At 67.5% G+C, this 24,385-nt stretch carries 19 protein-coding genes; 14 read left to right on the top strand and 5 right to left on the bottom strand.

Translation table 11 applies throughout. The features are described 5' to 3' along the window. Positions 1-19: 19 nt before the first annotated feature. Positions 20-1,816 carry an acyl-CoA dehydrogenase family protein gene (locus FOB72_RS27130; protein WP_150376036.1) on the bottom strand — a complete coding sequence of 599 codons (1,797 nt, stop codon included), beginning with the start codon at positions 1,814-1,816 and terminating at the stop codon, positions 20-22. A gap of 132 nt (positions 1,817-1,948) precedes the next feature. Between FOB72_RS27130 and FOB72_RS27125 the strand changes: the two genes are divergently transcribed. The 10 genes from FOB72_RS27125 (at position 1,949) to FOB72_RS27080 (ending at position 13,121) form a co-directional block, all read left to right on the top strand. Next, positions 1,949-2,836, top strand: a complete 888-nt coding sequence (locus FOB72_RS27125; RefSeq protein WP_150376034.1) for a LysR substrate-binding domain-containing protein — start codon at positions 1,949-1,951, stop codon at positions 2,834-2,836. 294 nt (positions 2,837-3,130) lie between these two features. Continuing rightward, entirely contained in the window at positions 3,131-3,454 is a 324-nt protein-coding gene (locus FOB72_RS27120; RefSeq protein ID WP_150377460.1) for a ferrous iron transport protein A, read from the top strand. 25 nt (positions 3,455-3,479) lie between these two features. Continuing rightward, the gene (gene feoB / locus FOB72_RS27115; protein WP_150376032.1) at positions 3,480-5,339 is read left to right on the top strand and encodes a ferrous iron transport protein B; all 1,860 of its coding nucleotides are present in this window, start codon (positions 3,480-3,482) and stop codon (positions 5,337-5,339) included. A gap of 31 nt (positions 5,340-5,370) precedes the next feature. Next, positions 5,371-5,691 (top strand): DUF6587 family protein, encoded by a 321-nt coding sequence (locus FOB72_RS27110; RefSeq protein ID WP_150376030.1) that lies wholly within the window; start codon positions 5,371-5,373, stop codon positions 5,689-5,691. 331 nt (positions 5,692-6,022) lie between these two features. After that, positions 6,023-8,032 (top strand): TonB-dependent receptor plug domain-containing protein, encoded by a 2,010-nt coding sequence (locus FOB72_RS27105; protein WP_223851591.1) that lies wholly within the window; start codon positions 6,023-6,025, stop codon positions 8,030-8,032. 21 nt (positions 8,033-8,053) lie between these two features. Then, positions 8,054-9,358 (top strand): HmuY family protein, encoded by a 1,305-nt coding sequence (locus FOB72_RS27100; RefSeq protein WP_150376028.1) that lies wholly within the window; start codon positions 8,054-8,056, stop codon positions 9,356-9,358. Between the two features lie 33 nt (positions 9,359-9,391). Continuing rightward, positions 9,392-10,426 carry a hemin-degrading factor gene (locus FOB72_RS27095; protein WP_150376026.1) on the top strand — a complete coding sequence of 345 codons (1,035 nt, stop codon included), beginning with the start codon at positions 9,392-9,394 and terminating at the stop codon, positions 10,424-10,426. 1 nt (position 10,427) lies between these two features. Beyond that, positions 10,428-11,279 carry a hemin ABC transporter substrate-binding protein gene (locus tag FOB72_RS27090; RefSeq protein WP_411859850.1) on the top strand — a complete coding sequence of 284 codons (852 nt, stop codon included), beginning with the start codon at positions 10,428-10,430 and terminating at the stop codon, positions 11,277-11,279. 20 nt (positions 11,280-11,299) lie between these two features. Further along, positions 11,300-12,331 carry a FecCD family ABC transporter permease gene (locus FOB72_RS27085; protein WP_150376024.1) on the top strand — a complete coding sequence of 344 codons (1,032 nt, stop codon included), beginning with the start codon at positions 11,300-11,302 and terminating at the stop codon, positions 12,329-12,331. A 7-nt stretch (positions 12,332-12,338) separates the two neighbouring features. Then, complete coding sequence (locus FOB72_RS27080; protein WP_150376022.1) at positions 12,339-13,121, top strand: heme ABC transporter ATP-binding protein; 783 nt, start codon at positions 12,339-12,341, stop codon at positions 13,119-13,121. A 76-nt stretch (positions 13,122-13,197) separates the two neighbouring features. On the opposite strand, the gene FOB72_RS27075 is transcribed toward FOB72_RS27080, so the two are convergent. Together FOB72_RS27075 and FOB72_RS27070 are read right to left on the bottom strand one after the other, a co-directional pair. Next, positions 13,198-14,487, bottom strand: a complete 1,290-nt coding sequence (locus FOB72_RS27075) for a filamentous hemagglutinin N-terminal domain-containing protein (protein ID WP_150376020.1) — start codon at positions 14,485-14,487, stop codon at positions 13,198-13,200. Positions 14,488-14,585: 98 nt separating this feature from the next. Continuing rightward, a complete protein-coding gene (locus tag FOB72_RS27070) occupies positions 14,586-15,998 on the bottom strand; it encodes a hypothetical protein (RefSeq protein WP_223851590.1) in 1,413 nt (470 codons plus the stop codon). Between the two features lie 606 nt (positions 15,999-16,604). Here FOB72_RS27070 and leuA point away from each other — a divergent pair. After that, the gene (gene leuA, locus FOB72_RS27065) at positions 16,605-18,308 is read left to right on the top strand and encodes a 2-isopropylmalate synthase (RefSeq protein WP_150376018.1); all 1,704 of its coding nucleotides are present in this window, start codon (positions 16,605-16,607) and stop codon (positions 18,306-18,308) included. A gap of 260 nt (positions 18,309-18,568) precedes the next feature. Beyond that, positions 18,569-19,264: an OmpW/AlkL family protein gene (locus tag FOB72_RS27060; protein WP_150376016.1), complete on the top strand. Its 696-nt coding sequence runs from the start codon at positions 18,569-18,571 to the stop codon at positions 19,262-19,264. An 18-nt stretch (positions 19,265-19,282) separates the two neighbouring features. Here FOB72_RS27060 and FOB72_RS27055 read toward each other — a convergent pair whose 3' ends face one another. Beyond that, complete coding sequence (locus tag FOB72_RS27055) at positions 19,283-20,770, bottom strand: AMP nucleosidase (protein ID WP_191002435.1); 1,488 nt, start codon at positions 20,768-20,770, stop codon at positions 19,283-19,285. Positions 20,771-20,854: 84 nt separating this feature from the next. Here FOB72_RS27055 and FOB72_RS27050 point away from each other — a divergent pair, with 84 nt between their 5' ends. Continuing rightward, positions 20,855-21,244, top strand: coding sequence for a GNAT family N-acetyltransferase (locus tag FOB72_RS27050; RefSeq protein WP_150376012.1), 390 nt, complete (start codon positions 20,855-20,857; stop codon positions 21,242-21,244). Positions 21,245-21,293: 49 nt separating this feature from the next. Here FOB72_RS27050 and FOB72_RS27045 read toward each other — a convergent pair whose 3' ends face one another. Next, positions 21,294-22,073 carry an NADPH-dependent F420 reductase gene (locus tag FOB72_RS27045; protein ID WP_150376010.1) on the bottom strand — a complete coding sequence of 260 codons (780 nt, stop codon included), beginning with the start codon at positions 22,071-22,073 and terminating at the stop codon, positions 21,294-21,296. A gap of 156 nt (positions 22,074-22,229) precedes the next feature. On the opposite strand from FOB72_RS27045, the gene FOB72_RS27040 reads away from it, so the two are divergent. After that, on the top strand, positions 22,230-24,335 hold the full coding sequence (locus FOB72_RS27040) for a ParB/Srx family N-terminal domain-containing protein (RefSeq protein WP_223851589.1): 2,106 nt from the start codon (positions 22,230-22,232) through the stop codon (positions 24,333-24,335). Positions 24,336-24,385: the final 50 nt, after the last annotated feature.

Raw genomic sequence — 24,385 nt, 5'->3', positions numbered from 1 at the left:
ATTGTGGTTGTTATCGGGTTCAGAACACGTTGACGTCGGCGACGGCACCGGCGTCGCGGACATGGGCTTCCGGCGGCATGACCGCATCGGCGAGCCACGAAGGTTCGACGTCGCCCGCGAGCGGGTCCTGCGGCAACACACGATGGACCAGCACGGCCTGCGCCAGCCGCATGCGGCGTGCCGAGCCGATGCGCCCGGCTTCCCACGCCATCGCGACCGCGCTGGTCACGTGATACAGGGCCGAAGCGGCCTGCCGCGCGAGCACGTCGCCATCGGCGTTGGCATCGGCCGCGCGCTGCGCCTGCGCGACCGCGCCCGCCAGCACGCGCTCGAAGCGCTCGCGGGCCGCGCCATGCAGCGGCGTATCGGCCAGCAGCGATTGCAGATGCGCCTGCAGCACCGGCAGCGACTGCTCGCGTCGAATTGCGCGCAGCACGTCCAGCGCCACGATATTGCTCGTCCCTTCCCAGATCGATCCGAGGTGCGCATCGCGCACGAGGCGTGGGTCGCTCCATTCCTCGATATAGCCGCAGCCGCCGCGCATCTCCATCGCGTCGCCGGTCACCTTGCGCGCGTCGCGGCAGGCGCGGAACTTGATCAGCGGCGTGAGGATGCGCATCAGCGCATAGGCATCGGTCTCGCCCGCATCGGCACGGCGGAGGGCTTCCGCGGTCTGGAACACCATCGTGCGCGCCTGCTCGGTCGGCAGCGTCAGCTTGAGCAACTGGCGCCGCATCAGCGGCATGTCGATCAGCCGCTTGCCAAATGCCTGGCGTTCGCGCGCGATGAACAACCCTTCGGTCAGCGCGCGCCGCATGAGGCCGGCCGCGCGTACGCCGTTGGAGAGGCGCGAGTTGTTGATCATGTCGGCCATCTGCACGAAGCCCCGGCCCGGTTCGCCGACGAGCCACGCGTGCGCGCCTTCGAGGCGAATCTCCCCGCTCGCCATCGAGCGCGTGCCGAGCTTGTCCTTGAGGCGAATGATGCGATAGTGATTGGCGCTGCCATCGGCGAGCGTGCGCGGCAGCAGGAACAGCGACACGCCCTTGATACCGGCTACCGCGCTGCCATCGGCTTCCTCGACGCGCGCGAGCACCATCGCGAGCGCGGCGTCGGGATTCGAGCAGAACCACTTGTCGCCGAGCAGCCGCCAGCCGCCCTCCGCCGACGGGTCGCGCACCGCGCGCGTGGCCGTGGCCGCGACGTCCGACCCCGCGCCCTGCTCGGTCATGAACATCGCGCCCTGATACAGGTCGTCGAAGACCTGCGTGGTCAGGTTCGGCAGGAAGCGCTCGACCAGCGCGGGGTCGCCGAACTTGCGCAGCGTGCGCGTGAGCGAGTCCGTCATCGACAGCGGGCAGCACAGGCCGAACTCGGCCTGCACGAACAGATAGGTCAGCGCATATTTGGCCGCGGGCGGCATCGGCTTGTCCCACCCGAGCACGCCACCGCGATGCGAGGCCGCCGCGAGCCCGAACTCCGCGAACGCCACGCGTTCGAGTTCGACATACGCGGGATGCTTGTGAATGCGCTGCGCGTCCAGCCCGCTGCGCGTGCGATGCGACAGTGTCGGCGGCGCATGGTCGGCGACGTTGGCAAGCTCGTCGAGCACGCCGCCCGCGAGGGCACCCATGCGCTCGAGATGCGGGAGCAGATGCTGATACAGGTCGGCGGGCAGATACAGCGGCAGCAGCGCACGCAGGTCGGGATCGGCCGTGAACAGGCTGCCGCCATGGCGGTCGGGCACGGGATGGACTTCCGGCGGGGCTGACGGATGCGCGGCCGCCGGGGCCGCGCGCAGGGCGCTCGTGGGCATGAATCGTCTCCTGAAGCTATGCCGGCCCTCGTGGCGTGCGGTGACCGGATCGGTTTGGGCTTCATTATTCGGATGCCAACGATTCGTGTCTAATTCTAAAATTGGCTCGATCCATATAATTTTCATATCGCCATGGAATTCCGCCACCTGCGCTACTTCCTCGTGCTCGCCGAGGAACTCCACTTCGGCCGCGCCGCCCGGCGGCTTTCGATTTCACAGCCGCCGCTGTCGCTGAACATCCAGCAACTCGAGGCCTCCGTGGGCGCCCGCCTGTTCGAGCGCGACAGCCGCGGCGTGCGGCTGACCGCGGCCGGTCGCGCATTTCGCGAATCGGCCACGGCGCTGCTGGCGCAGGCGGAGGCGGCCCGGCAACTTGCCCGCGAGATCGAGGCCGGCGCCGTAGGCCGGCTGCGCGTGGGCTTCGTCGGATCGATGCTGTATCGCGGCATGCCGCAGTTGTTGCAGGACTTCGAGGCGCGCTTCCCGGGCATCCAGGTGGCGCTGACCGAACTGAACTCGCAGGAGCAGATCGACGCGCTGCTGCACGGCGAGCTCGATGCCGGCTTTGTCCATACGCGGCGCGTACCCGACGAGCTGACCACGGTGCTCGCCCATCGCGAGCAGTTCGTCTGCTGCATGCCGGCCGGCCATGCGCTGGCCGAACGGGGCAAGGTCGCGCTGACCGACCTGCGCGGCGAGCCGTTCGTGCTGTTCTCGCGGCAGGCGTCGCCCGACTATTACAGCCGCATCTTCGAGATGTGCGTGGCACAAGGCTTTTACCCGCAGGTGCGCCACGAGGTCCGGCATTGGCTATCCGTGGTCTCGCTGGTCTCGCAGGGCATGGGCGTGGCGGTGGTGCCCGCGGCGCTTGCGCGCTCCGGCATGGCGGGCGCGGCGTTCCGTCCGCTGACCGATACCGACGTGCCGTCGGAGGTGTACTGCGTGTGGCGGCAGCACCCTGACGATCCCGCGCGCGATCATTTCGTGGAGACCGTGCGCCGGGCGGCAAACGCTGCGTGACGAAAAGAAAAAGCCACCGGTCCCGAGGGCCAGTGGCTTGGAAAGTACGCGTGGAACGGGGTGTTCAGCGTGCTTGCAGCTTACCGCCCGGCTGGCGGCGGACCAATAACGCAAATGTGGTATTCCAATAAAATCGGGCGTTTGGCGTGAATTTTTTACGTAATTTTTATATCCAAGGCGTGCTGTACGCCTTGCCCGACGCGGCCATGGCGGAGCGACCGGCGCCGATCTCGCGGCAATTGCTATACAATCGAGAACGATTTTTATTTACGACCCAGCAAGGGCCAAAGCATGATGCGGTTGTCTGAACTTCCCCGGCGTACCGCCGCCGTTGTGCAATCGGTGGAGGATCTCTCGCCCGACGATGCCATCGCGCGCCGGTTACGCGATCTCGGCTTCGTGCCGGGCGAAGCGGTGCAGATCATCGCGTTTGGTCCATTTGGCAGGGATCCGATCGTCGCGCAGGTCGGCTTTACGCGCTTCGCGCTGCGACGCGCGGAAGCCGCGCGCATTACGGTCGATCTGGCCAGCGCGTCGGTGTCGAGCATCGCCCCCGAGCCTGCCGCCGAGCCTGCCGAACAAGCGGCGCAGCAAGCCGCCGCCAAGCGACTGGCCTGACGGCCTCGCGCTTTCAATCCTGCCTATGTCCGTTGCTCCGAACTCCTCCGCGCTGCGCATCGCGCTCGTCGGCAATCCCAACTGCGGCAAGACCGCGCTGTTCAACCGCCTGACCGGCAGCCGCCAGAAGGTGGCCAACTACGCCGGCGTCACCGTCGAGCGCAAGGAAGGCCAGTTCGTGGCGCCGAGCGGCCGCACGGTGCGTATTCTCGATCTGCCCGGCGCGTATAGCCTGCGCGCGGCGAGCCTCGACGAGACGGTCACGCGCGAGGTCGTGCTCGGGCAGCGCGCCGACGAACCGCGCCCCGACCTGCTGGTGTCGGTAGTCGACGCCACCAACCTGCGGCTGCACCTGCGCTTCGTGCTGGAGCTGCGCCGCCTCGGGCTGCCGATGGTCGTGGTGCTCAATATGAGCGATGCGGCCGCGAAGCGCGGCATCCTGATCGATCGCGACAAGCTTTCCGCCGCGCTCGGCGTCCCGGTGGTGCAGACCGTGGCCGTCAAGCGCGATGGCGCCGCCGCGCTCGTCGAAGTGCTCGAGGGCCAGTTGCCGAAGGCGCTGCCCGCGCAACCGCTCGACGGGCTGTCGGACCTCGACACCCACGACGAAGTCAGGAAACTGCTTGCGGCCGCCGTCACGATGCCGGCGCGCACGGCGCGCGTCGACGATGCGCTCGATCGCGTCCTGCTGCACCCGGTGTTCGGGCTCGTGATTCTCGCGGTGCTGCTGTTCTTCATGTTCCAGGCGGTGTTCTCGTGGGCGGAGCCGCTCATGGATGGCATCGAGGGGGGCGTGCACATGCTCGGCGAAGTCGTCGGCACCTGGATGCCCGACGGCATGCTCAAGAGCCTGATCGTCGATGGCATGATCGCGGGCCTCGGCAGCGTCATCGTGTTCCTGCCGCAGATCCTGATCCTGTTCCTGTTCATCCTCACGCTCGAGGAATCGGGCTATCTGCCACGCGCCGCGTTCCTGCTGGACCGGCTGATGATGGGCGCGGGCCTGTCGGGCCGTTCGTTTATCCCGCTGCTGTCGAGCTTCGCCTGCGCGATTCCGGGCATCATGGCCACGCGCACGATCCAGGATCCGCGCGACCGCCTGACGACCATCCTCGTGGCGCCGCTGATGACCTGCTCGGCGCGGCTGCCCGTCTATGCGCTGCTGATCGGCGCGTTCATCCCCGAACGGACGGTGGGTGGCATCTTCAACCTGCAGGGGCTCGTGCTGTTCGTGCTGTATGTGGCGGGCATCCTCAGCGCGCTGATCGTGGCCTACGTGCTCAAGTATTTCCGCCGCGACCGCACGGATCACCCGCTGCTGATGGAACTGCCGTCGTATCGCATTCCGAACCCGCGCGACGTGGCCATCGGCCTGTGGGAACGCGCGCGCATCTTCCTGTCGCGCGTCGGCAAGGTGATTCTCGCGTTGACGGTGCTGCTGTGGTTTCTCGCAACCTTCCCGTCGCCGCCCGATGGTGCCACCGCACCGGCCATCGACTACAGCTTCGCCGGCATGATCGGCAAGGGGCTGGAGCACATATTCGCGCCCATCGGCTTCAACTGGCAGATCTGCATCGCGCTGGTCCCGGGCCTGGCCGCGCGCGAAGTGGCCGTCGGCGCGCTGGCGACCGTCTATGCCCTGTCCGGCAGCGACGATACCGTGGCCACGCAACTGGCCCCGATGATCGCCGCGCAGTGGTCGCTGGCCACCGCGCTGTCGCTGCTCGCGTGGTACGTATTTGCGCCACAATGCATCTCGACGCTGGCCGTGATCCGCCGGGAGACCAACTCGTGGAAGGTGATGGCGGCGTCGGCGGCCTACCTGACCGGGCTGGCTTACCTGGCATCGTTCGTGACCTATCGCGTGGCCCTGATGTTTAGCTGAACCGGCGAAAGACTCGCCGGTCGAACCGACCATGACGCTCTATCATGCCTTTGAAACCCTGCTGGTCCCGCTGATCGTGATCGCGTGCGCGCTCTCGGTCGCGGCACGTTATCTGCCCCGCACGCGCGAGCGCGTCAAGGCCGGTCTGGCCGGCATGCTCGGCGGCGCGATGGCGCCGGGCTGGCGGGGCTGGATCGCCCGACGCCTGAGCCCCACTGCGGCGGCAGGCTGCGCGAGTGGCTGCGACACCGGCGGCGGCTGCAATACCTGTGGATCGAACACCTCGGCGTCGGCAACGCCTTCGTCCACCGTCAGCGACGAGCAGGTGATCCGGTTTATGCGGCGACCCTGAGGCCTCGACCTTCCCCCCAAAAAGCGACCCACCGGGTCGCTTTTTTTTGCGCCCGCCTTGGCGCGGACGCGCGATAGCGGGCACGCAGAAACGGGTACGGTCTACGCAGAAACGGGTACGGCCTCCGATTTTCGGCGCGCCACATCGTGCGTCGGCGACGCAGAAACGGGTACGCCTTACCTTTTCCCTCCCGCGACGCGACCTCCTCCGAAACCGGTAAAAGTGGCGCGTAAATCTCAACGTATCTAATTGTCGCGAGTTGTAAATTCTTGTACATGAGAATGTTAACCATTATCATTTGCACCTTCATTCGCAAAAGAACGATTTCAAAGTGCCTGTACCGCCCTTCCAACTGCGCCGAAGCTGTATCGCAGCCGTCGCCGGCGCGCTACTTTGCCCCGGCTTTGCGACCGAGGCCTGGGCGCAATTCGCCACGGGCGATGCCCCGCTGCTGCCGTCCATCGTCGTGACGGGCACGCGCTCCGAGAAGCCGATCGACGAGACCCCCGTCAAGACGGAAGTGGTCGACCGGCAGGAAATGGATCGTACGCATGCGCGCACGCTGAAGGACGCGCTCGAGAACGTGCCCGGCCTGCAATTGCGCGAAATCCACGGAAAATCCGGTTACGAGGTGACGCTGCAGGGCATGACCAGCGACCAGGTGCTGATCCTGATCGATGGGTTGCCGATTACCGCCAGCACGGGCTCGACCGTCGACGTCTCGCAGTACCTGCTGACAGAAGTGGACCGCGTGGAAGTGGTCAAGGGCGCCAGCTCCGCGCAGTACGGCAGCTCCGCCATGGGCGGCGTGATCAACGTGATCACGCGCCCGATCTCGAAGGGTCTTTCCGCCGCGGCCACGGCCGATGCCGGCACGTACGGCGGCCAGAACGCCGACGGTACGCCGGGCCTGCTCCACGGCAGCATGCGCGTCGAAGGCGGTACCGAGACGCTGCGCGCGCGCGTCGCCGCCGACGCCCTCGACAACAAGGGCTTCGCGGTCGATCCCGATGGCTGGACCCAGCATGGCGACAAGGTGCGTCGGCAGCAGTATTCGGGACGCCTCGAATGGCTGCCCAGCACCGCCGGCAATTTCTGGGTCGATGCGAGCGCGTACCGCGAGACCGACGAGCAGCGCTACCAGTATTACGCGCCGCCCAACTACGTGCCGCAGCGCAAGTCGGAGGACATCGATCGCAACCGCTTTACCGGCGGCGGCCAGTGGAAGTTCGACAACGGCGTACGCGCGCGCGTCGCGGGCATGACCGAGGGCTACGACAGCACCACGCGCGAATACTCGAACACGGTGCAGACGGGTACGCGGATGTCTTCGCAGCGGACCGACCATCTGTCGATGCAATTCGACATGCCGGCCTGGCGCTCGCAGCTGTGGCAGTTCGGCGCGGACCTCCACCGCGAGCGCCTGAACCAGACCAACAACAGCGTCTCCGAACTCGCGGGCAATGCCGAACGCCGCAACGGCGAGGTGTACCTGCAGAACGACATCCTGTTCAGCGAGCGCTGGGAAATGATCGTCGGCCTGCGCGGCCAGCACGACTCCGACTTCGGCAGCCACTTCGCGCCCAAGGTCGGCCTGCGCGGCAACCTGCTGCAGAGCGATGACTGGAAGGGTGTGGTACGCGCCAACTTCGGCCAGGGCTATCGCGTGCCGAACCTCAAGGAGCGCTACTACCTGTTCGACCACAGCTCGCTCGGCTACATGGTGCTCGGCAATCCGAACCTGAAGCCCGAGTCGTCGAACAGCTTCCAGCTCGGCGGCACACTGAACTGGCGCGACCGGCTCGTGCTCGACACGAACCTGTTCTACAACCACGTCAGCAACCTCATCCAGACCGACATGGCCAACTTCACGGTCGTGAATGGCATTGCGGTCTACACCTACCGCAACGTGTCGCGTGCGCGCACGCGAGGTGTCGAGACGGCGCTGAGATGGGTGGCCACCGATGCGCTGCGCTTCAACCTCTCGTACACGTACACGGACACCGAAGACCTCAATACGGGCACCGAGCTGACCCGCCGGCCGCGCAACATGGGCCGCTTCGGCGTGGACTGGCGTCTGCTGCCCGGTACCGAACTGACCACGCGCGCGCGCTTCCAGAGCAGCGAGCTGGTCGACTCCGCGAGCACCGCGCGCTCCGCGGGCTGGGGCACGCTGGACCTCGTGCTGAACCAGAAGATCGGCCGCAACGTGACCGCCTTCGTTGGCGTGAACAACCTGTTCGATCGTCAGCGCGATTTTTCGAATGCCAATGACTTCGGGCCGGTGGCAGGCCGATTCGTGTACCTCGGCGCGCGCGTCAACGTCGACGTGCTGCGCTAGTTCAACTGGGAGGAAGCTCAAATGAAAAACAATCGAACGATTTACGCATCGGCGCTCAACACCGCGATGCTGGCTCTCGTCACCGCGGCGCTGGCGGCGTGCGGTGGCGGGGGCGACAGCGCGCCGGCCGCCCCGGCCTCCACCACGCCGACCACGCCCGCCACACCCGTGACGCCGACAACGGCATTCACGCAGTCGGGTACGTGGACGTTCACCCTGCCGGCCAACGGCACGTCGATCTGCTACGACTTCAACGCGCAGGCGCAGACCGCGGATTGCACCGGCACGGCATGGGACCTGAAGGTCAAGAGCAGCGGCCTGACCGCCACGCTGTGGACCAACAGCGGCACGAGCGGCACCGGTGGCGGCGGCGCGTTCGGCGGACCGTTCGACCACACGTGGACCGAACTCCAGGCATGGAAGAATGCGACGACCGATCCGGTGAACGGCGCCATTCCGTCCACGCTGTTCTTCAAGGATGCGGCGAGCGGCGTCTTCACCAGCGCCAACGACATCCAGTCGGCCGCGTTCGAGTATGGCGTCGGCGGGTCCACCGACCACCTGCTGTATCCGACGTGGCGCACGTTCCTGATCACCACGAACAGCGCCGTTGCCGATGCGACGGGCGCCGGCGCACAGGTGTTCGCCCTGCAGGTGACGGGCTACTACGGCGGCGCGGGCGGCACCACGTCCGGCAACCCTTCGTTCCGCTGGGTCGATCGCGCCAACCCGGCCGCGGTACGCACGGCGACCGTCAATGCCGCCACGGACTGGGTCTACTACGACCTCAATGCGGGCGCCGTGTCTACGGCCACCGGCACGTGGCATATCGCGTTCAATCGCTACAACTTCAAGCTGAACGGCGGCGAATCGGGCTCGGGTACCGTTGCCGGTTTCGTGGGCCGCACGCCGGCGGGCTTCTATGACGCGAGCAACAAGCCCGTCGCGGCGAAGTTCACCGATGCGACCAATGCCGCCACCCGGCTTGCCGACCTGAGCGACACCACGCTGTCGGTGCCCGCGAGCGCCGCTGCGTGGGTCAAGGATGCGACGGCATCGTCACTCAATCCGAAGTACACCGGAACCTACCCGAACGCCCTAAACTATGGCTGGTTCTCGTACTTCCCGACAGCAGCCGCGGCGACTGCGGCGGGCCTGCCGGCCGTGGCGCACGTGATCGCGGCAAACCCGGCGAACGCGTCGCTGATCCGCGGTGGCGAGGGCACGACGTATGCACGCTTCCACCTGACGCAGATCCAGTATGCAGACCCCAGCAATTCGAGTAGCGCGCAGACCTGGACCATCCAGTACGACGTGCAGCCCTGATTGGCAAGTTCCCTGGCTTCCATGCAAGACACTATGCAACAAGACAGTTTCGACACCCTGCGCGCGCGCCATCGGCAGCTCACCGACCAGGAGCCCGGCCTGCGCATCCGCGACCGCGCGCGCAAGCTCGGCGCGACCGAAGCCGCGCTGGTCGCCGCCGAATGCGGCGTGACCTCGCGCGAGCTCAACGGTCCCGCGCAGGCGCTGTTTCGCGACCTGGGCTCGCTCGGCCCCGTCATGGCGCTGTCGCGCAACGACTCGGCCGTGCACGAGCGTCACGGTACCTACACGGATATCCAGGCCGAAGGGCCGGTCGGTATCGTGCTGGGTCCCGATATCGACCTCCGCATGTTCTTCGGCAGCTGGAAGTATTTCTATGCCGTCAGCGAGAATGGCCGCGACAGCATCCAGTTCTTCGACAAGAGCGGCGAGGCCGTGCACAAGGTCTACCGCACCGATGCGACCGACGCGGCGGCGTGGGAAGCCTATGTCGCGCGCCATGCCAGCGACGCTCGCACGCCGGTCGTCGCCGAAGCCGTGCAGGCCACCAGCGAGGCCGAGGCCCCGGCGGATATCGCGGCATTCCGCGCACACTGGCGGGGCCTGACCGATACGCACGACTTCTTCGGCATGCTGCGGCAGTTCAAGGTGTCGCGGCTCGGCGCACTGCGCGCCGCGGGCGACGACCTTGCGCAGGCCGTCGATAACGCGGCCGTGGAAACCATGCTTCAGCGCGCGGCCGAGACCCGTCTGCCGATCATGTGCTTCGTCGCCAATCGCGGCATCGTGCAGATCCACACGGGACCGGTGCAGCGCCTCGTGCGAACCGGTCCGTGGTTCAACGTGCTGGACCCGACGTTCAACCTGCACCTCAACACGCAGGCCGTGACGACGAGCTGGGTCGTCAACAAGCCCACCGTCGATGGCTGGGTCACGTCGCTCGAGCTGTATGGTGCCAACGGCGAACTGATCGTGCAGTTCTTCGGCGAGCGCAAGCCCGGCAAGCCCGAACTGCCAGCATGGCGCGCGCTGCTGCAGTCGCTGTGCACGCATGCGCTGGCGGCCTGACATGATGCGCGCTGTCTCCATGAAGACCGTGCGCGGCGCGTTGCTCTCGATGCTGTGCATCGCGGGTCTGGCGCACGCCGCGCCCCCGGCGCGCGTGGTGGGCCTGGGCGGCGCGGTGACCGAGATCGTCTATGCGCTCGACGCGGGCAACAGCCTCGTTGGCGCCGACGCCTCGAGCATCTACCCGCCCGCCGCGCTCAGGCTGCCGAAGGTCGGCTACTACCGTACGTTCTCGGTGGAGGGCGTGGCGAGCCTCAAGCCGGACCTCGTGCTGGCTTCCGATCAGAGCGGTCCGCCGCAGTCCCTCGAACAATTGAAGCGGCTCGGCAGCAAGGTGGTGGTACTGCCGTCGGCGCCGACCGTGGCGGCGCTCGACCAGCGCATTCTGGGCGCGGCCACCGCGCTCGAACGCGGCGCGCAGGGCAAGGCGCTCGTGGACCGCATTCATGCGGAGCTCGATGCGATCAAGCCTGCCGCGCAGTCGCCGCGCGTGCTGCTGGTCAGTGCCCACACGGGCAAGATGCAGGCCGCCGGGGAAGACACCGCGGGCGCCGCGATGCTCAAGCTCGTCGGTGCCACCAACGTCCTTGGCGACCAGACCGGGTACAAGCCATTCTCGGCGGAAGCCGCGGCGGCGCTGCGTCCCGATGTCATCGTCACGACGACCATGTCGATTCAGGCAAGCGGCAGCGTCGAAGCGTTTCTTGCGCAGCCCGGGCTCAATGCGACGCCGGCCGCCCGCAACAAGCGCATCGTGGTGATGGACGACCTGCTGCTGCTCGGCTTCGGTCCGCGCCTGCCCGAAGCGCTACGGCAGTTGCAGGCGGGGTTCGTGCCGCCTGCGGCGCGATAGCGGTATCGATAGCGGCATCGATGGCGGAATCAACGACTCCGGCCGTGGCGAAGCTGCGCGCGTTGCGATATCTGTCGCCGCCGCAGGTGCTTGTCGTCCTGTGCGTGCTCGTGGTGCTGGTCGCGCTGATGGCATCGGCCAGCGGCGCGCTGGCGATTCCACGGAGCCGGCTGCTCTCGCTGCTGTGGACGACCGATCTCGACGCCGAAGCCACGATCTGGCGCAACGTGCTGATCGAGGTGCGGCTGCCGCGCATCGTGCTGGCCGTCGTGGTCGGCGCCGCGCTGGCCCTGTCCGGCGCCGTCATGCAGGCCCTGTTTCGCAATCCGCTCGCGGAACCCGGCCTCGTGGGCATTTCGCTGGGCGGCGCGGCCGGCGCGGTCATTGCGATCGTGCTCGGCGCCAACGGCCTCTGGGGCATCGCGCCGCTCGCATTCGTCGGCAGCCTGATCGCCACCGCACTGGCCTACAAGCTGGGCACGCGGCGCCCCGGCGTGGCCAATCTGCTGCTCGCGGGTGTGGCCATCAATGCGATCTGCGCGAGCGTCGTCGGCTTCTTCACCTATCAGGCCAGCGACGTCCAGCTGCGCAACCTGACGTTCTGGAACATGGGCAGCCTGGCGGGCGCCACGTGGAGCATGCTCGCGTGGATTGTGCCGCTGGTCGCCGTGCTGTGCGCGCTGCTGCTCCGTGACTGGCGGGTAATGAACGCACTGCTGCTCGGCGAGCGCGAAGCCCATCATCTGGGATTCGATATCCGCCGCGTGCGTCGCCGGCTGATCGTGCTCACGGCCCTGCTCGTGGGCCCGCTCGTCGCGGTCACGGGCACCATCGGCTTCGTCGGGCTTGTCGTGCCGCATCTGGTGCGGCTGCCGCTCGGGGCCGACCACCGCTGGCTCTTGCCCAACACGATCGCGGGCGGCGCGATGGCGCTGACGCTCGCGGACTGGCTCGCCCGCATCGCCGTGATTCCCGCGGAATTGCCGATCGGCATCGTGACCAGCCTCGTCGGCGGCCCCTTCCTGCTGTGGATGCTCACGCGAAAATCCTGAGACGCCGATGCTTTCCACCCGACAACTGACCTGCGCGCGCGGCGATCGCACGGTGCTGCATGCGATCGACCTCGACCTGCACGCCGGCGAGGTGCTGGGCGTGCTCGGCGCCAACGGCGCGGGCAAATCGACCCTGCTCGGCACGCTCGCGGGCGAACTGGCGCCGACCGGCGGCACACTCACGCTCGATGCGGCGCCGCTGGCGCGCTGGTCCGCGCGGGCGCTGGCGCGGCGGCGCGCGGTGCTGCCGCAATCGCCGAGCCTCGCCTTCGACCTTTCCGTGCGCGAGGTCGTGGAGATGGGCGCCTACCCGTTTCCCGAGATCGATGCGGATACGGTAGCCGCCCGCGTCGATGAGGTGCTTCAGCTGGCCGACGTGACGTCGCTGCGCGACCGGCGCTATCTCGGCATTTCGGGCGGCGAGCAGCAACGGACGCAGTTCGCCCGCGCGCTGCTGCAGGCGCTGACCGGCCGGGCCCCACGCGAATACCGCGCGCTGTTTCTCGACGAACCGACCTCGAGCCTCGACCCGCGGCACCAGTTGCTGCTGCTGCGTGCGGTGCGCACCCTGGCGCGCGACGAAGGGCTCGCCGTGCTCGTGGTGCTGCACGACGTCAATCTCGCCGCGCGCTGGTGCGACAGGCTGCTGCTGCTGGCGGACGGGCACGCGATCGCGCTGGGCAGACCCGCCGAGGTATTGGTGCCCGCCGCGCTGGCCCGCGTCTACGGATTGCGCGCCGAGGTGACCGCGAGCGAGGCCGGGCCGTCCGTCACGTTCGCGCTGGATTGACCGGCCGCGGTTACCGCAGCAGGTACGGCAGCAGGCACGTCAGCAGGCACGTCAGCAGCAGCGACGCTCGCTCCGGTCAACGGCTGGCGGTGCGCAGCACATTGGTGGCGCGCGGTACCCGGACACCGTTGAAGTACAGCACCCCCATCCTGGGGCCGTCGCCCAGTATCCAGGGCGCGCGTACGACCGTGTGCTCGTGCGCCTGGATCCTGCCAGGACTGTAGACGCCCATGTCCGCCGCGATGTCGATGCGGCCGTTCGCCTCGACGTTGCCCAGATTCAGAAGCATGCCATCGCCGAATAGCGGCCAGCCTGACTGACGGTCGCGGCTCGCGCGGATGTCCATGCTGCCGCCGCGAAGCGACGCATTCCTGTCGATGAACACACCCTTCGCCTGCACGCGCACGGCGTCGTTCGCGGCCACGGTCCCCTGCAGCTGCACCATCGCATCGCTGAAGACATCGACGCGTTTGCCCATCACGACGCCCGGATGCACGTAGTCGCCTTTCGACTGGATCGTCACATCGGCATCCCACTGGCCCACGAAACCGGGCGTCCGCACGCCCGTCCCCTGCTCCGTGGCGATCAGCCGGATGCGCTCGCCGTGCATCGCGCCGAACTCGGTGCCGTCGATCGCGAAGCGCTGCGAAGGTGCATCGCCCGGGCTGGTCTGGCCCACCACCTGACGCGTGCGATAGTCGAAGCGGTTCGGCCCCGCGATCACAGTCAGGTCCCGCACCTGGACACGACTTTCCACCTTCACGTTGCGCGCCACGACGTCGAGCGTGCGCAGTCCGTGTCCGGCCTTGCCTGCCTCGAACGCGACGTCGCCGCCCATCACGTCGAAGCCCGCCAGCGCGCCCTCGGCGTCGAGGTGCGGCGTGCCTGTCGTCAGCGTGACGCGATCGGTATTGATAAACCCGCAGCCCCTGCAGGTCATGCCGTGCGGATTGGCGACCACGACATCGGCGCGATCGCCATGCACTTCCGTCATGCCGGCCAGCACGCTTCGATTGGCGGACACCACCTCGTTGAGAACGAGATTCGCGGTACGGTAGAGATGCGGATTGCCGGCGATGGCGCCGGCAATCTCGGACGGCCTTGGCGCCTGCCCTGGCAACGCATTGTTGAGCACGAGCCCGGCAGCGTCCACGTTGTAGGCGTCATAGCGGTTGTGCGAAATTCCCGCGGCATTGGGCACGGCGATATCGACGATGGTGGCGCCGTTGTCCGCGAGACGCACGGTGGCATTGCTGCCCGCAACGGTAACGGATTGGGCGGACGCCGCCCCGACCGGGACGGCGCCGCCCGCCACCAGACAGGCGAAAACACGGACGACAAAGCGGGCGTGAGCAATGTGTGGCATGTCGGAGCTCCGGTGAAGAGGGAGCGCCTACGGTCTCACGGATGCATCCTGCAGGCTGTAGCCGATCCGCGAAATGTCCGAGCGGATCGGCGCGCCGGCTACATGACGGTACCCGCGATCGTCATGGTCAGCGGCATCTGCTCGGCGCCCGCCGTGCAGGTCACGGTGACCGCGAACGGTCCCGGTGCGCTCGGCTGGATCTGGATGGCGTTGGGCGCGAACACGACCGGGACCAGCGAGACGTTGCTCGAGCCCGTGGTCCAGTTCCATCCCGCGCATTGCATGATGCCTTCGTCGATACCGCGATGGACCACCTGCACGGCCACCGTGGCCGGAATCGGGTTGACCAGCTTCAGCGGCTGCGGACCGTTGTAGATCAGCGCCCAGGTCGGCTGCTCGGTCACGAACAGGCTCGCGCGCGGGCGTGGCGTCAGCGTGAGGCTCCCCGCGGTGACGGACAGCACGCTCTGATACGCATCGGCGCCATTCGCCAGGCTCGTGCCAATCGTCGTCGTGCGTGTGCTGGCATCGGGCTGCACGGCAAGCGTCGGGGACGTCGTGGTGAACGTCCAGAGCCCGTCGAATGCGCTCGTGGTATCGACCTCGTCGTTACGGACCACGCGCGAGGCGAACGACTGCGGACGCCCGTTGAGCACGGAGAGCGCATTGATCTGCGCGCCGCCCTGCGACAGCACGAGGCGGTAGCTGGCCACGCCGGCACCCACCACGGAGACCGGGAACAGGCCCGACAACGTGCCGCCATTCGGCGCCGTAACGGACACGCTGACGAGCGCCTGCGCCACCGCCGCGGCCGTGTTGAACGCGCGCAGCGTGCCCACATTGGCCGCGCCCGTGACCTGCACCGCGGCACCGCTGCTGTTCCACGTCCATGCCGTGCCCGCGGAGGAACGGTCCGCGCCATGGCTATCGATCAGCGACGCCGTAACGGGCAGTACCTGGCCATGCGTCATCGACAGCGCCGGATACGGCAGCGCGAGCGCGTAGGTCGTGGCGCCCGCGGCCAGCACCGTCACGCTTGCCGACTGCATCGGCAGCTGCGTGACCGCGCCATCGGCGGCCGTGACCGTGCCGACCACGCTGATGGTGGCCACGCCCACGCCCGTGCCGCGCACGTTGGCGGTGCCCGGCGCGCTCGCTGGCGTCACCGTGGCGATGGCGCTGTTGGACGTCGACCACGTGAACTGCGTAGAGACGGTGACGTCGTTGCCGTTGCCGTCGACGACGGTCGCGGTCATCGGCAGCGTACCGCCGACGGCGACCTGTCCCGACGTCAGCCCGAGCTGCATCACGTAGGTCTTGGAGGCGGAATTGTTGGAGCCCGAGCCACCACCCGACCCACCACCCGACCCGCCGTTCGATCCGCCGCTGCCGCCCGCACCGGCCGTCGTCGGGGTGCCCGACCCGGAGCCGCCGCCGCCACCGCCGCACGCCGCGAGCGTCAATGCGGTAAAGATGGCCAGCAGCCACGTTGTCCACGTATTCGTTCTCATGATCTGTCCCCTCGGTCCCGGTTGCGGCGCCGCAGCACCTGCTCCGTTCTCTGTTTGCGTACCACGTTCGCCTGCAATGTCTTCGTGCCCGCGCATGGGCCTTCTTCGTGCTATCAGCCTATGCGCGATAGGACCGTGGCAATACCGGTCAGAGGACTGAGCGGCGGCCCACACAACGGGCGTAGGTCAGCCATTTTTCGCGCGCGCGATACGCGGGATCATCCGTTTGCCCGATCCCGCCACGTGGCGCGCCGCACCGACGCGGTTGACGCAAGGCGCGGTTTTCGACTACGCTCCCTCATTCGTCCGATACATGCCCTTCGCTTCAACGCATGCACGCCACCGCTGCCGCCCCTGTCGATTTCGCCGATGCCCCGCGCATCGCGGCGAACTCGCGCGCGCCGCGTGTGCCGGTTTGCGGCGGTGCGGCATCTGCTTCTCCCCTCCTTCTCGCGCTATCGCTAACCCTAGTGATCGGTTGCCGGGCCTAGTGCCTGTGGCAGTTCGGCAGCCTGTCGCCACGCGTTCGCGTTATCTGTTTTCCGCGTTTCCCGTTTTTAAGATTTCCCGTTTCCGTACTGGAGCTTCCGCGAGGAAGGAGAACCCATGCTGTCCAATCCCGCCGCCAAATACCGTCCCGCCACCGCCGTAGACTTGCCCGACCGCACCTGGCCCTCGCGCCAGATCACGCGCGCGCCCCTCTGGATGAGCACCGACCTGCGCGATGGCAATCAGGCGCTGATCGAACCCATGAGCGTCGAGCGCAAGCTGCGATTCTTCGAGCAGCTCGTGAAGATCGGCCTGAAGGAAATCGAGGTGGGCTTCCCGTCGGCCTCGCAGACCGACTTCGACTTCGTGCGCATGCTGATCGAGCAGAAGCGCATTCCCGACGACGTGACGATCATCGTGCTGACGCAGTCGCGCGAGGATCTGATTCGCCGTACCGTCGAGTCCGTGCGCGACGCGCACCGGGCCACCGTGCACCTGTACAACCCGATCGCGCCCGCATGGCGCCGCATCGTGTTCAATGCCTCGCGTGAAGAGATCCGCGAGGTGGCGGTGACAGGCACGCGGCTCATCCGCGAGCTGACCGACGCGCAGCCGGGCACGCACTGGGGCTACGAGTACTCGCCCGAGACGTTCAGCCAGGCCGAACTCGATTTCGCGCTCGAGGTGTCGAATGCCGTGGCCGAAGCGTGGGGCGCGGCGCCGGGGCGCAAGATGATCCTCAACCTGCCGACCACGGTGGAATGCAGCACCCCGAACGTGTTCGCGGACCAGATCGAATGGATGCATCGCCATCTCGCGCGGCGCGAACACATCGTGCTGTCGGTACACCCCCACAACGACCGTGGCACAGCCGTGGCCGCCGCCGAGCTGGCCGTAATGGCCGGTGCCGATCGCGTCGAAGGCTGCCTGTTCGGCAACGGCGAGCGGACCGGCAACGTGGACCTCGTCACGCTCGCGCTGAATCTCTACACGCAGGGCGTGTCGCCGGGCCTCGATTTCTCCGATATCGACGAAGTGCGCCAGTGCGTCGAGCACTGCAACCAATTGCCCGTGCATCCGCGCCACCCGTATGTCGGCGACCTCGTGTTTACCGCGTTCTCGGGCTCGCATCAGGACGCGATCCGCAAGGGCTTCGCGCAGCAGCAGGCCGACGCCATCTGGGAAGTCCCCTACCTGCCGATCGACCCCGCGGACCTCGGCCGCAGCTACGACGCCGTGATCCGCGTCAACAGCCAGTCCGGCAAGGGCGGCATGGCCTACCTGCTCGAGCAGGTGCACGGCATCTACATGCCGCGCCGTCTGCAGATCGAGTTCAGCCGCGCGGTGCAGGCGATGACGGACGAGACGGGCCTCGAAGCCAGCGCCGAAGATCTCTACGCGCTGTTCCGCCGCGAATACCTCGATCGCGAGTCCCCGCTCCAGTACGTGGCCCATCGAATGACGTCAGCCGCCAACGGCAATGTGGAGATCGATATCGAACTGATGCGCGACGGACAGCCGACCCGCGTGCGCGGTGCCGGTAACGGTCCGATCGATGCGGTGGTCGATGCCTTCGTGCGCGAACTTGGCGTACCCGTGCGCGTGATGGACTATCACGAGCACGCGCTGTCGGCTGGCGCCGATGCGAAGGCCGCCTGCTATGTGGAAGTACGGGTGGGCAATTCGGGCACCGGATTCGGCGCGGGCGTCGATGCGAGCATCGTCACCGCATCGCTGCGGGCGGTCGTGTCGGGCGTCAATCGCCATCTGGCGAGCGAGGCGGGCCAGATCGTGGCGCCTGTCGAGGCCAAGGCCGCCTAAAAACGGGTGTGCCCCACCCCCATGGGGCACACCACGAAAGACGTCCTGTTGGACGCCCACGACATGCGCGGTACAAGACCACGTGCCCACAGCGTAACGGGCGCCACGTGGCCGCGCCACGAATAAATCCGCATGTAAATAGAAGCCGCATGTCGCGAGGGATTTTCGCGACATCGCAATACCTTGCGTTGGGTCAATGCCGGCGAATGCCGATGGCGCCACACTGGTCTCGCAGTTTGACGAAAAAAGCGAAGACCAAAATGACCGCCACTCTCTCCGGATATTTCTCTCGTATTACCCCGCGCATTACGCCGCGCATTACCTCTCGCATCCCGTCCCGCTTTGCCCTGTCACTGGTCGCCGCCCTGATCGGCACCATGCCGCTCGGCGCCGCCGCGGCCGACGACGCCACGCAGGGCAACTGGATGATTCGCCTGCGCTCCACGTATCTGAAGATGGACGACAAGTCGGACCCGATCGGCGGCGTGGGCGCCTCGGACCGTATCGGGGTCAACAACAAGTGGATTCCCGAGATCGACGTGACCTACTTCGTCGTCCCGCATGTGGCGCTGGAACTGATGGCCACGGTGCCGCAGAGCCAGGATGTGAGCCTGGACGGAAACAAGATCGGGACCTTCCGCCATCTGCCGCCGGCGCTGGTGCTCCAGTACCACTTCCTGCCCGAAGGCACGTTCCGGCCCTACGTGGGCGCCGGCGTGAACGTGACGCGCATCTACGGTGCGAATCTCGCGGGCAACTCGCTGCAGCTCGACCGGTGGAGCGTGGGGCCCGTGCTGCAGATCGGCATGGACTACAAGCTCACGAAGCACTGGTTCCTGAACGTGGACGCCAAGAAGTCGTGGATCTCGAGCAACGTCTATGCGGGCGGCACCAAGGTGTCGACCGTCAACCTCGACCCCTGGCTGTTCAGCGCCGGCGTCGGCTACCGGTTCTGACGCGCGGCGCCCGCGGGCCTAGCGGAACGCGGGCTCGTCGAAGCTGCGCAGCTTGCGCGAGTGCAGCGCTTCCACGCCGCTCTCGCGCAGGATGCGCACGGCCTCGAGACCGATCGTCATATGCTGGCTGACGCGCTGGCGATAGAACGCATTGGCCATGCCGCGCAGTTTCAGCTCGCCATGAAGCGGCTTGTCGGAGACGCACAGCAGCGTGCCGTACGGCACGCGCAGGCGAAAGCCGTTGGCCGCCACGGTCGCGCTTTCCATGTCGATGGCGATCGCGCGCGACTGGTTGAACCGCGCGTAGAGCGCCTTCGACTTGAGCTCCCAGTTGCGGTCATCGGTCGATACCACGGTGCCCGTGCGCATGCGCGTCTTCATCTCGTTGCCCGACAGACCCGTCACGCGCGCCACGGCTTCCTGGAGCGCCACCTGGATCTCCGCGATCGGCGGCACGGGGACCCACGGCGGCAGGTCGTGGTCGAGCACATGGTCGTCGCGCACGTACGCGTGCGCCAGCACGTAGTCGCCCAGCTGCTGCGAGCGGCGCAGGCCGCCGCAGTGGCCGATCATCAGCCAGCAGTGCGGACGCAGCACGGCAAGATGATCGGTCATGGTCTTGGCGTTCGACGGCCCCACGCCGATGTTCACGAGCGTCACGCCGAGCTTGTCCTCGCGGACGAGGTGATAGGCCGGCATCTGCGGCAGCGCCCGCGGCCGTGCGGCCTCGTCGGGATCGCTCGCGCCGAGTTCCTGCGTCACGTCGCCGGGTTCGACAAATCGCACGTAGCCGTCGCCGCCATCGCTGGCCATCAGCGAGCGGCCGAGCGCCACGAATTCATCGACGTAGCGCTGGTAGTTCGTGAACAGCACGAAGCGCTGGAAATGGTGAGGGGCGGTCCCCGTGTAGTGATACAGCCGCTGCAGGGCAAGATCGACGCGCTCGCCCGGAAACAGCGAGAGCGGCCATGCCTCGCCCGGTACCGGCTCGTACGTGCCATTCGCGATCGAATCGTCGATGCGTGACAGCTCGGGCAGGACGAACGACGCCTCGAGCTCGCGGGCCTGCGTGTAGCTGATATCGGTGGTCGATGCCTCGATGACGAACGGCAGCGGAATCGGCCGCCGCGACAGGCCCACCACGACCGGCACGCGGTGATAGCGGATCAAACGCTCGATCTGGTCGCGATAGTAATCGGCCAGCAGGTCGGGCCGCGTCACGGTGGTGCCATACACGCCGGGATACGCGACGGTACCCCAGGCCGGGCGGCTGTCCGTGACCATGGTCTCGAGATTGACCGAGACGCCCAGGTACGGGTAGCACGCGTGCGCGGCGGACGGCAGGGACTCGCCGCGCGCGAACGCCTCGAACCGTGCGCGTACCGCGGCGACGGAACTGTCGTAGATTTCGCGGATGCGCGCCAGCGCGCTGTCGGCGTCGGAGAACTCGGCCAGCTGATCGGCCGGATGGGCGGAGGAGTAGATGGCGGCGTTCATGCTGGTCATCATACCGCGCACCCATGCCACCGTGCCAGTTTGACGCGATGGCTAGCGCTCGTTACACTCTGTCGCCATTCAGAAGGAGTGCCGATGGAAATCCGGAATCCGTTACCCGTGGAAGTCGAGGCTGCCAGACGTCTGCTGGCGGCGAACGGGTGGGACCACCGGGTTGGCAACGCGGAACGCTTCGCGCAGCTGATCGCCAATTCGCAACGGGTGGCGGTGGCCGTGGAAGACGGCGAAGTCGTGGGCTTCGTGCGCGCCCTGTGCGACGATATCGCGAACGGCTATATCTCGATGATCGCCGTCGCGCCGCAATACCGCCGCCGCGGCATCGGCCGCGCGCTAATGCGCCATATCATGGGTAACGATCCCGATATCACGTGGGTCCTGCGCGCCGCGCGCTCTTCCGAGGCGGCCTTCTTCGGCCAGCTCGGCTTTTCCCCGTCGATGGTCGCGATGGAGCGGCGGCCGCTGTAGGCGCGCCCCCCGCGCTCCCCTCCCCGCTATACCTCGCAACGACCTCACCTCACTGCTGCGCCATCGCGCGCCGGAATTCCTCGGCGGTCCCCATCTGACGGAACAGTTTCCCGCCCGGCGCGAAGCGATCCGCCGTCGATAGACCGCCCACCACCACCGGTTCGAATCCCGCGTCGCGCACCAGTTGCGAGGCGACCTCGAGCGCCTGCGCATCGTCGCCCGCGATCGGTACGGCCAGCGGCGCCCCGCTGCGATGGCTCTCGCGCGCGAATTCGGTCGCGCCGGTGAAGTTGAACGCGCGGACGATCTTCGCGCCACGCAGGTATTTCGACGTCGTGGCGCCGATGCCGTTTCGCTGCACCTCTTCCACCACCGCGCCGTCGCGCGCCGCAATGGCGTTGGTCGCGTCGAGCACGGTCTTGCCGCGCCACGCCGATGCATTCTGCTCGCCGATCGCCGGCACCGCGCCGTAGGGCACGGCCAGCAGCAGCACGTCGGCAAAGGCGATGGCCTGTGCCACGGTGCCCGTCTGCGCGAGCGGGCCGAGCTTGTCGGCCATCGACTTCAATTCCTCGGGATGCCGCGAGGAGAACATCACGGAATGGCCGGCCTTGACCCACAGTCCGCCAATCGTGCCGCCGATGCGGCCGGACCCGATCACGCCGATACGCGCTTTCGCCGCGTTGGACGCGTTCGCCACGTTCGTCGTAGTGGCTGCCTTCGCCGCCGGGGCCTGCGCGCGGACAAGGCCGCCTGTCACGGCCAGCGCGACGCCGGCCAGCAGCACGGTGCGCCGTGACACGCGCGCAGAAATCTCGGGATGACTCATGGTTGCCTCCGCGTTGTTCCGACCCAGTCACTCTAGGCCAAAACGCGCCCGGTTTCCGGTCCCGGCTGTCTCGCCAGGTGATCAGGCTGTCACGCCGCCGTCATCGGGGGTGCCTAGACTGGCGCGCGGCACGCACGACCACAAGGACAAAGAACAATGACACGCGATTCGAGGAAACCGCTCGCCCTGCCCTGCCTGACCCGCCTGACCATGCTGGCGCTGGCCACCGTCGCCCTGACCGCCTGCGGCGGCGATGGCGACGGCGGCGCCAACGCCAGCCCGAGCACCGGCAATAACGGCGGGGGCAGCACGCCTGGACAGACCGTGACCGTCAAGCCGCTGGCCGGCGGCACGACCTATGTGGGCGCGGTCAGTTTCGGCGATACCCTCTCGGTCACGCTCGACCAGCCCGCGGCCGGTCAGCTGACGGTGCGCTTTCTCGATTCGCGCGTCGGCCTCGCCGGCAGCCTCGTCGGCCAGTACGGGCTGGACGCAGCCAGCGGCACCTACCGCGTCTCGGGCCTGACGGCCAGCGCCGACGCGCCCGCGGCACTGGCCACCGCCGCATCGGCCATCACGTTCACGTTCACGATCGACGAGGGCGTGCTGTCCGGCGCGCTGGGCAAGGTGCCCAACGTCAGGCTGGCCGATGGCACCCTGCTGCAGGGCTATATCAGCGCGGCCAACCGTGGCGCGCAACTGTCGGAGATCGCCGGCACCTACGCATTCCTGCGCCAGACTGGCGCCAGTGCCTCGGCAGGCCAGCTCGATATCGCCGCCGACGGCAGCGTGCGCGTCTGCGCGGGTCAGGGTTTCGCCGCGGACTGCGCGGGCGGCCAGATCGGCAGCCTGACCGCGGATGCGGACCAGACGCGCTACCCCGGCGCTTACACGCTGACGCTGGCCGGTGCCAAGGTCGGCCGCGTGTTCGCGGGCCGCCAGACGGGCCAGGTGGCCCTGTTCGTCGACGAGCCAGGCACCGGTGCCGGCAACACGGCCGGCAACTGGATCGTGCGCACCGCGCAGGCGCTGCCGGCCACTGCGATCGATGGCGACTGGGTCTGCGCCGAGCCCGAGCTCGACGCGGCCGACGCCCTGACCGGCCGCACGCGCCGCAATATCGTTTCCGTGAGCGGCAATACGCTCGCGGCGGACAACGTGCCCGTCGATGTGCCGCTCACCTACAACACGGTGGCGGGCGTCAAGGCGAACGGTCTGATCGGCGGCACGTGGCAGACCACGGTGGCCGGCCAGGCCGCCACGGCCAGCCTCACGCTGCTGCCGGTCAGCGCGAAGCTCGCCTATCAGGTGCGTCAGGAGCCGGGCAGCAAGCATCTGCTGCCGGCCGTCTGCGCGCCGCTGCCGGCCCCGGCCCCGATCGCCACGTACGTGAACGCGAAGGCCGGCGACAACCTGCTGGTGACGCTGCGCGACCTGCGTCCGACGCAGCCCGCGATCGGGCGCGACCAGATCTACTACAAGCTGGGCCGCTATGCGAAGGATCCCGTCAAGAACTTCGATGACGCGTGCGAGAACAATGGCCAGAACAAGAGCGACAAGAACCTGAACCTCACCACCGCGCGTATCGACAACCTGAGCTCGTTCGGCTGCACGCAGGTCGTCGGCAACAAGCCACAGGACATGAAGACGCTCGTGGTCGGCCCGTACGGCGAGCCCTATCTGACCGACGGTCACCATGCGTTCACGACGATGACCGAAGCCCCGACCGGCGGCCCGCAGTCCAAGGCGTACGTCAAGGTGCAGGACAATCTGATGAACCTGAACCGCGCGACGTTCTTCCGCACGCTGCGCGAGCGCAGGCTGGTCTGGCTGAAGGATCCGGACAACCGTCCGATCTATCCGGCCGATCTGCCACGCGCGCTGGGGCTCGCCAACGGCCTGGGCAACGATCCGTACCGCTCGCTGGTCTACTTCACGCGCGACATCGGCTATTCGCAACTGTCCGACGCCACCGAGTTCACGGAGTTCTACTGGGGCGACTGGCTGCGCAAGGTGGTGGACCTGAAGACCGTGAACCTCGACGACACCACGAGCTACCTCGCCGCGGTACGCAAGGCCGCCGAAGCCATGGTGGCGCTGGCGCCCGATGCGCCGGTGAGCAACGGCAAGACCGCGGCACAGCTGGGCCGTCTGGATGCCTTCGTCGAATCGGAGTTCACCAAGCTCTCGCAACCGGTCACCGCATCTAGCCCGGGCAAGCTGCCGTACGCGGTGGACTACCGCCTGGGCCTGAAGAAGTAAGGCCCCCAGTCGTCGCGGAGACGGGCGAGCGTACCCGTTTCTGCGTGATG

The sequence above is a fragment of the Cupriavidus pauculus genome, assembly GCF_008693385.1.
Classification (GTDB): domain Bacteria; phylum Pseudomonadota; class Gammaproteobacteria; order Burkholderiales; family Burkholderiaceae; genus Cupriavidus; species Cupriavidus pauculus_D.
Note: the sequence above shows the minus strand (reverse complement) of the source record. Positions and strands in the feature narration are given on the sequence as shown.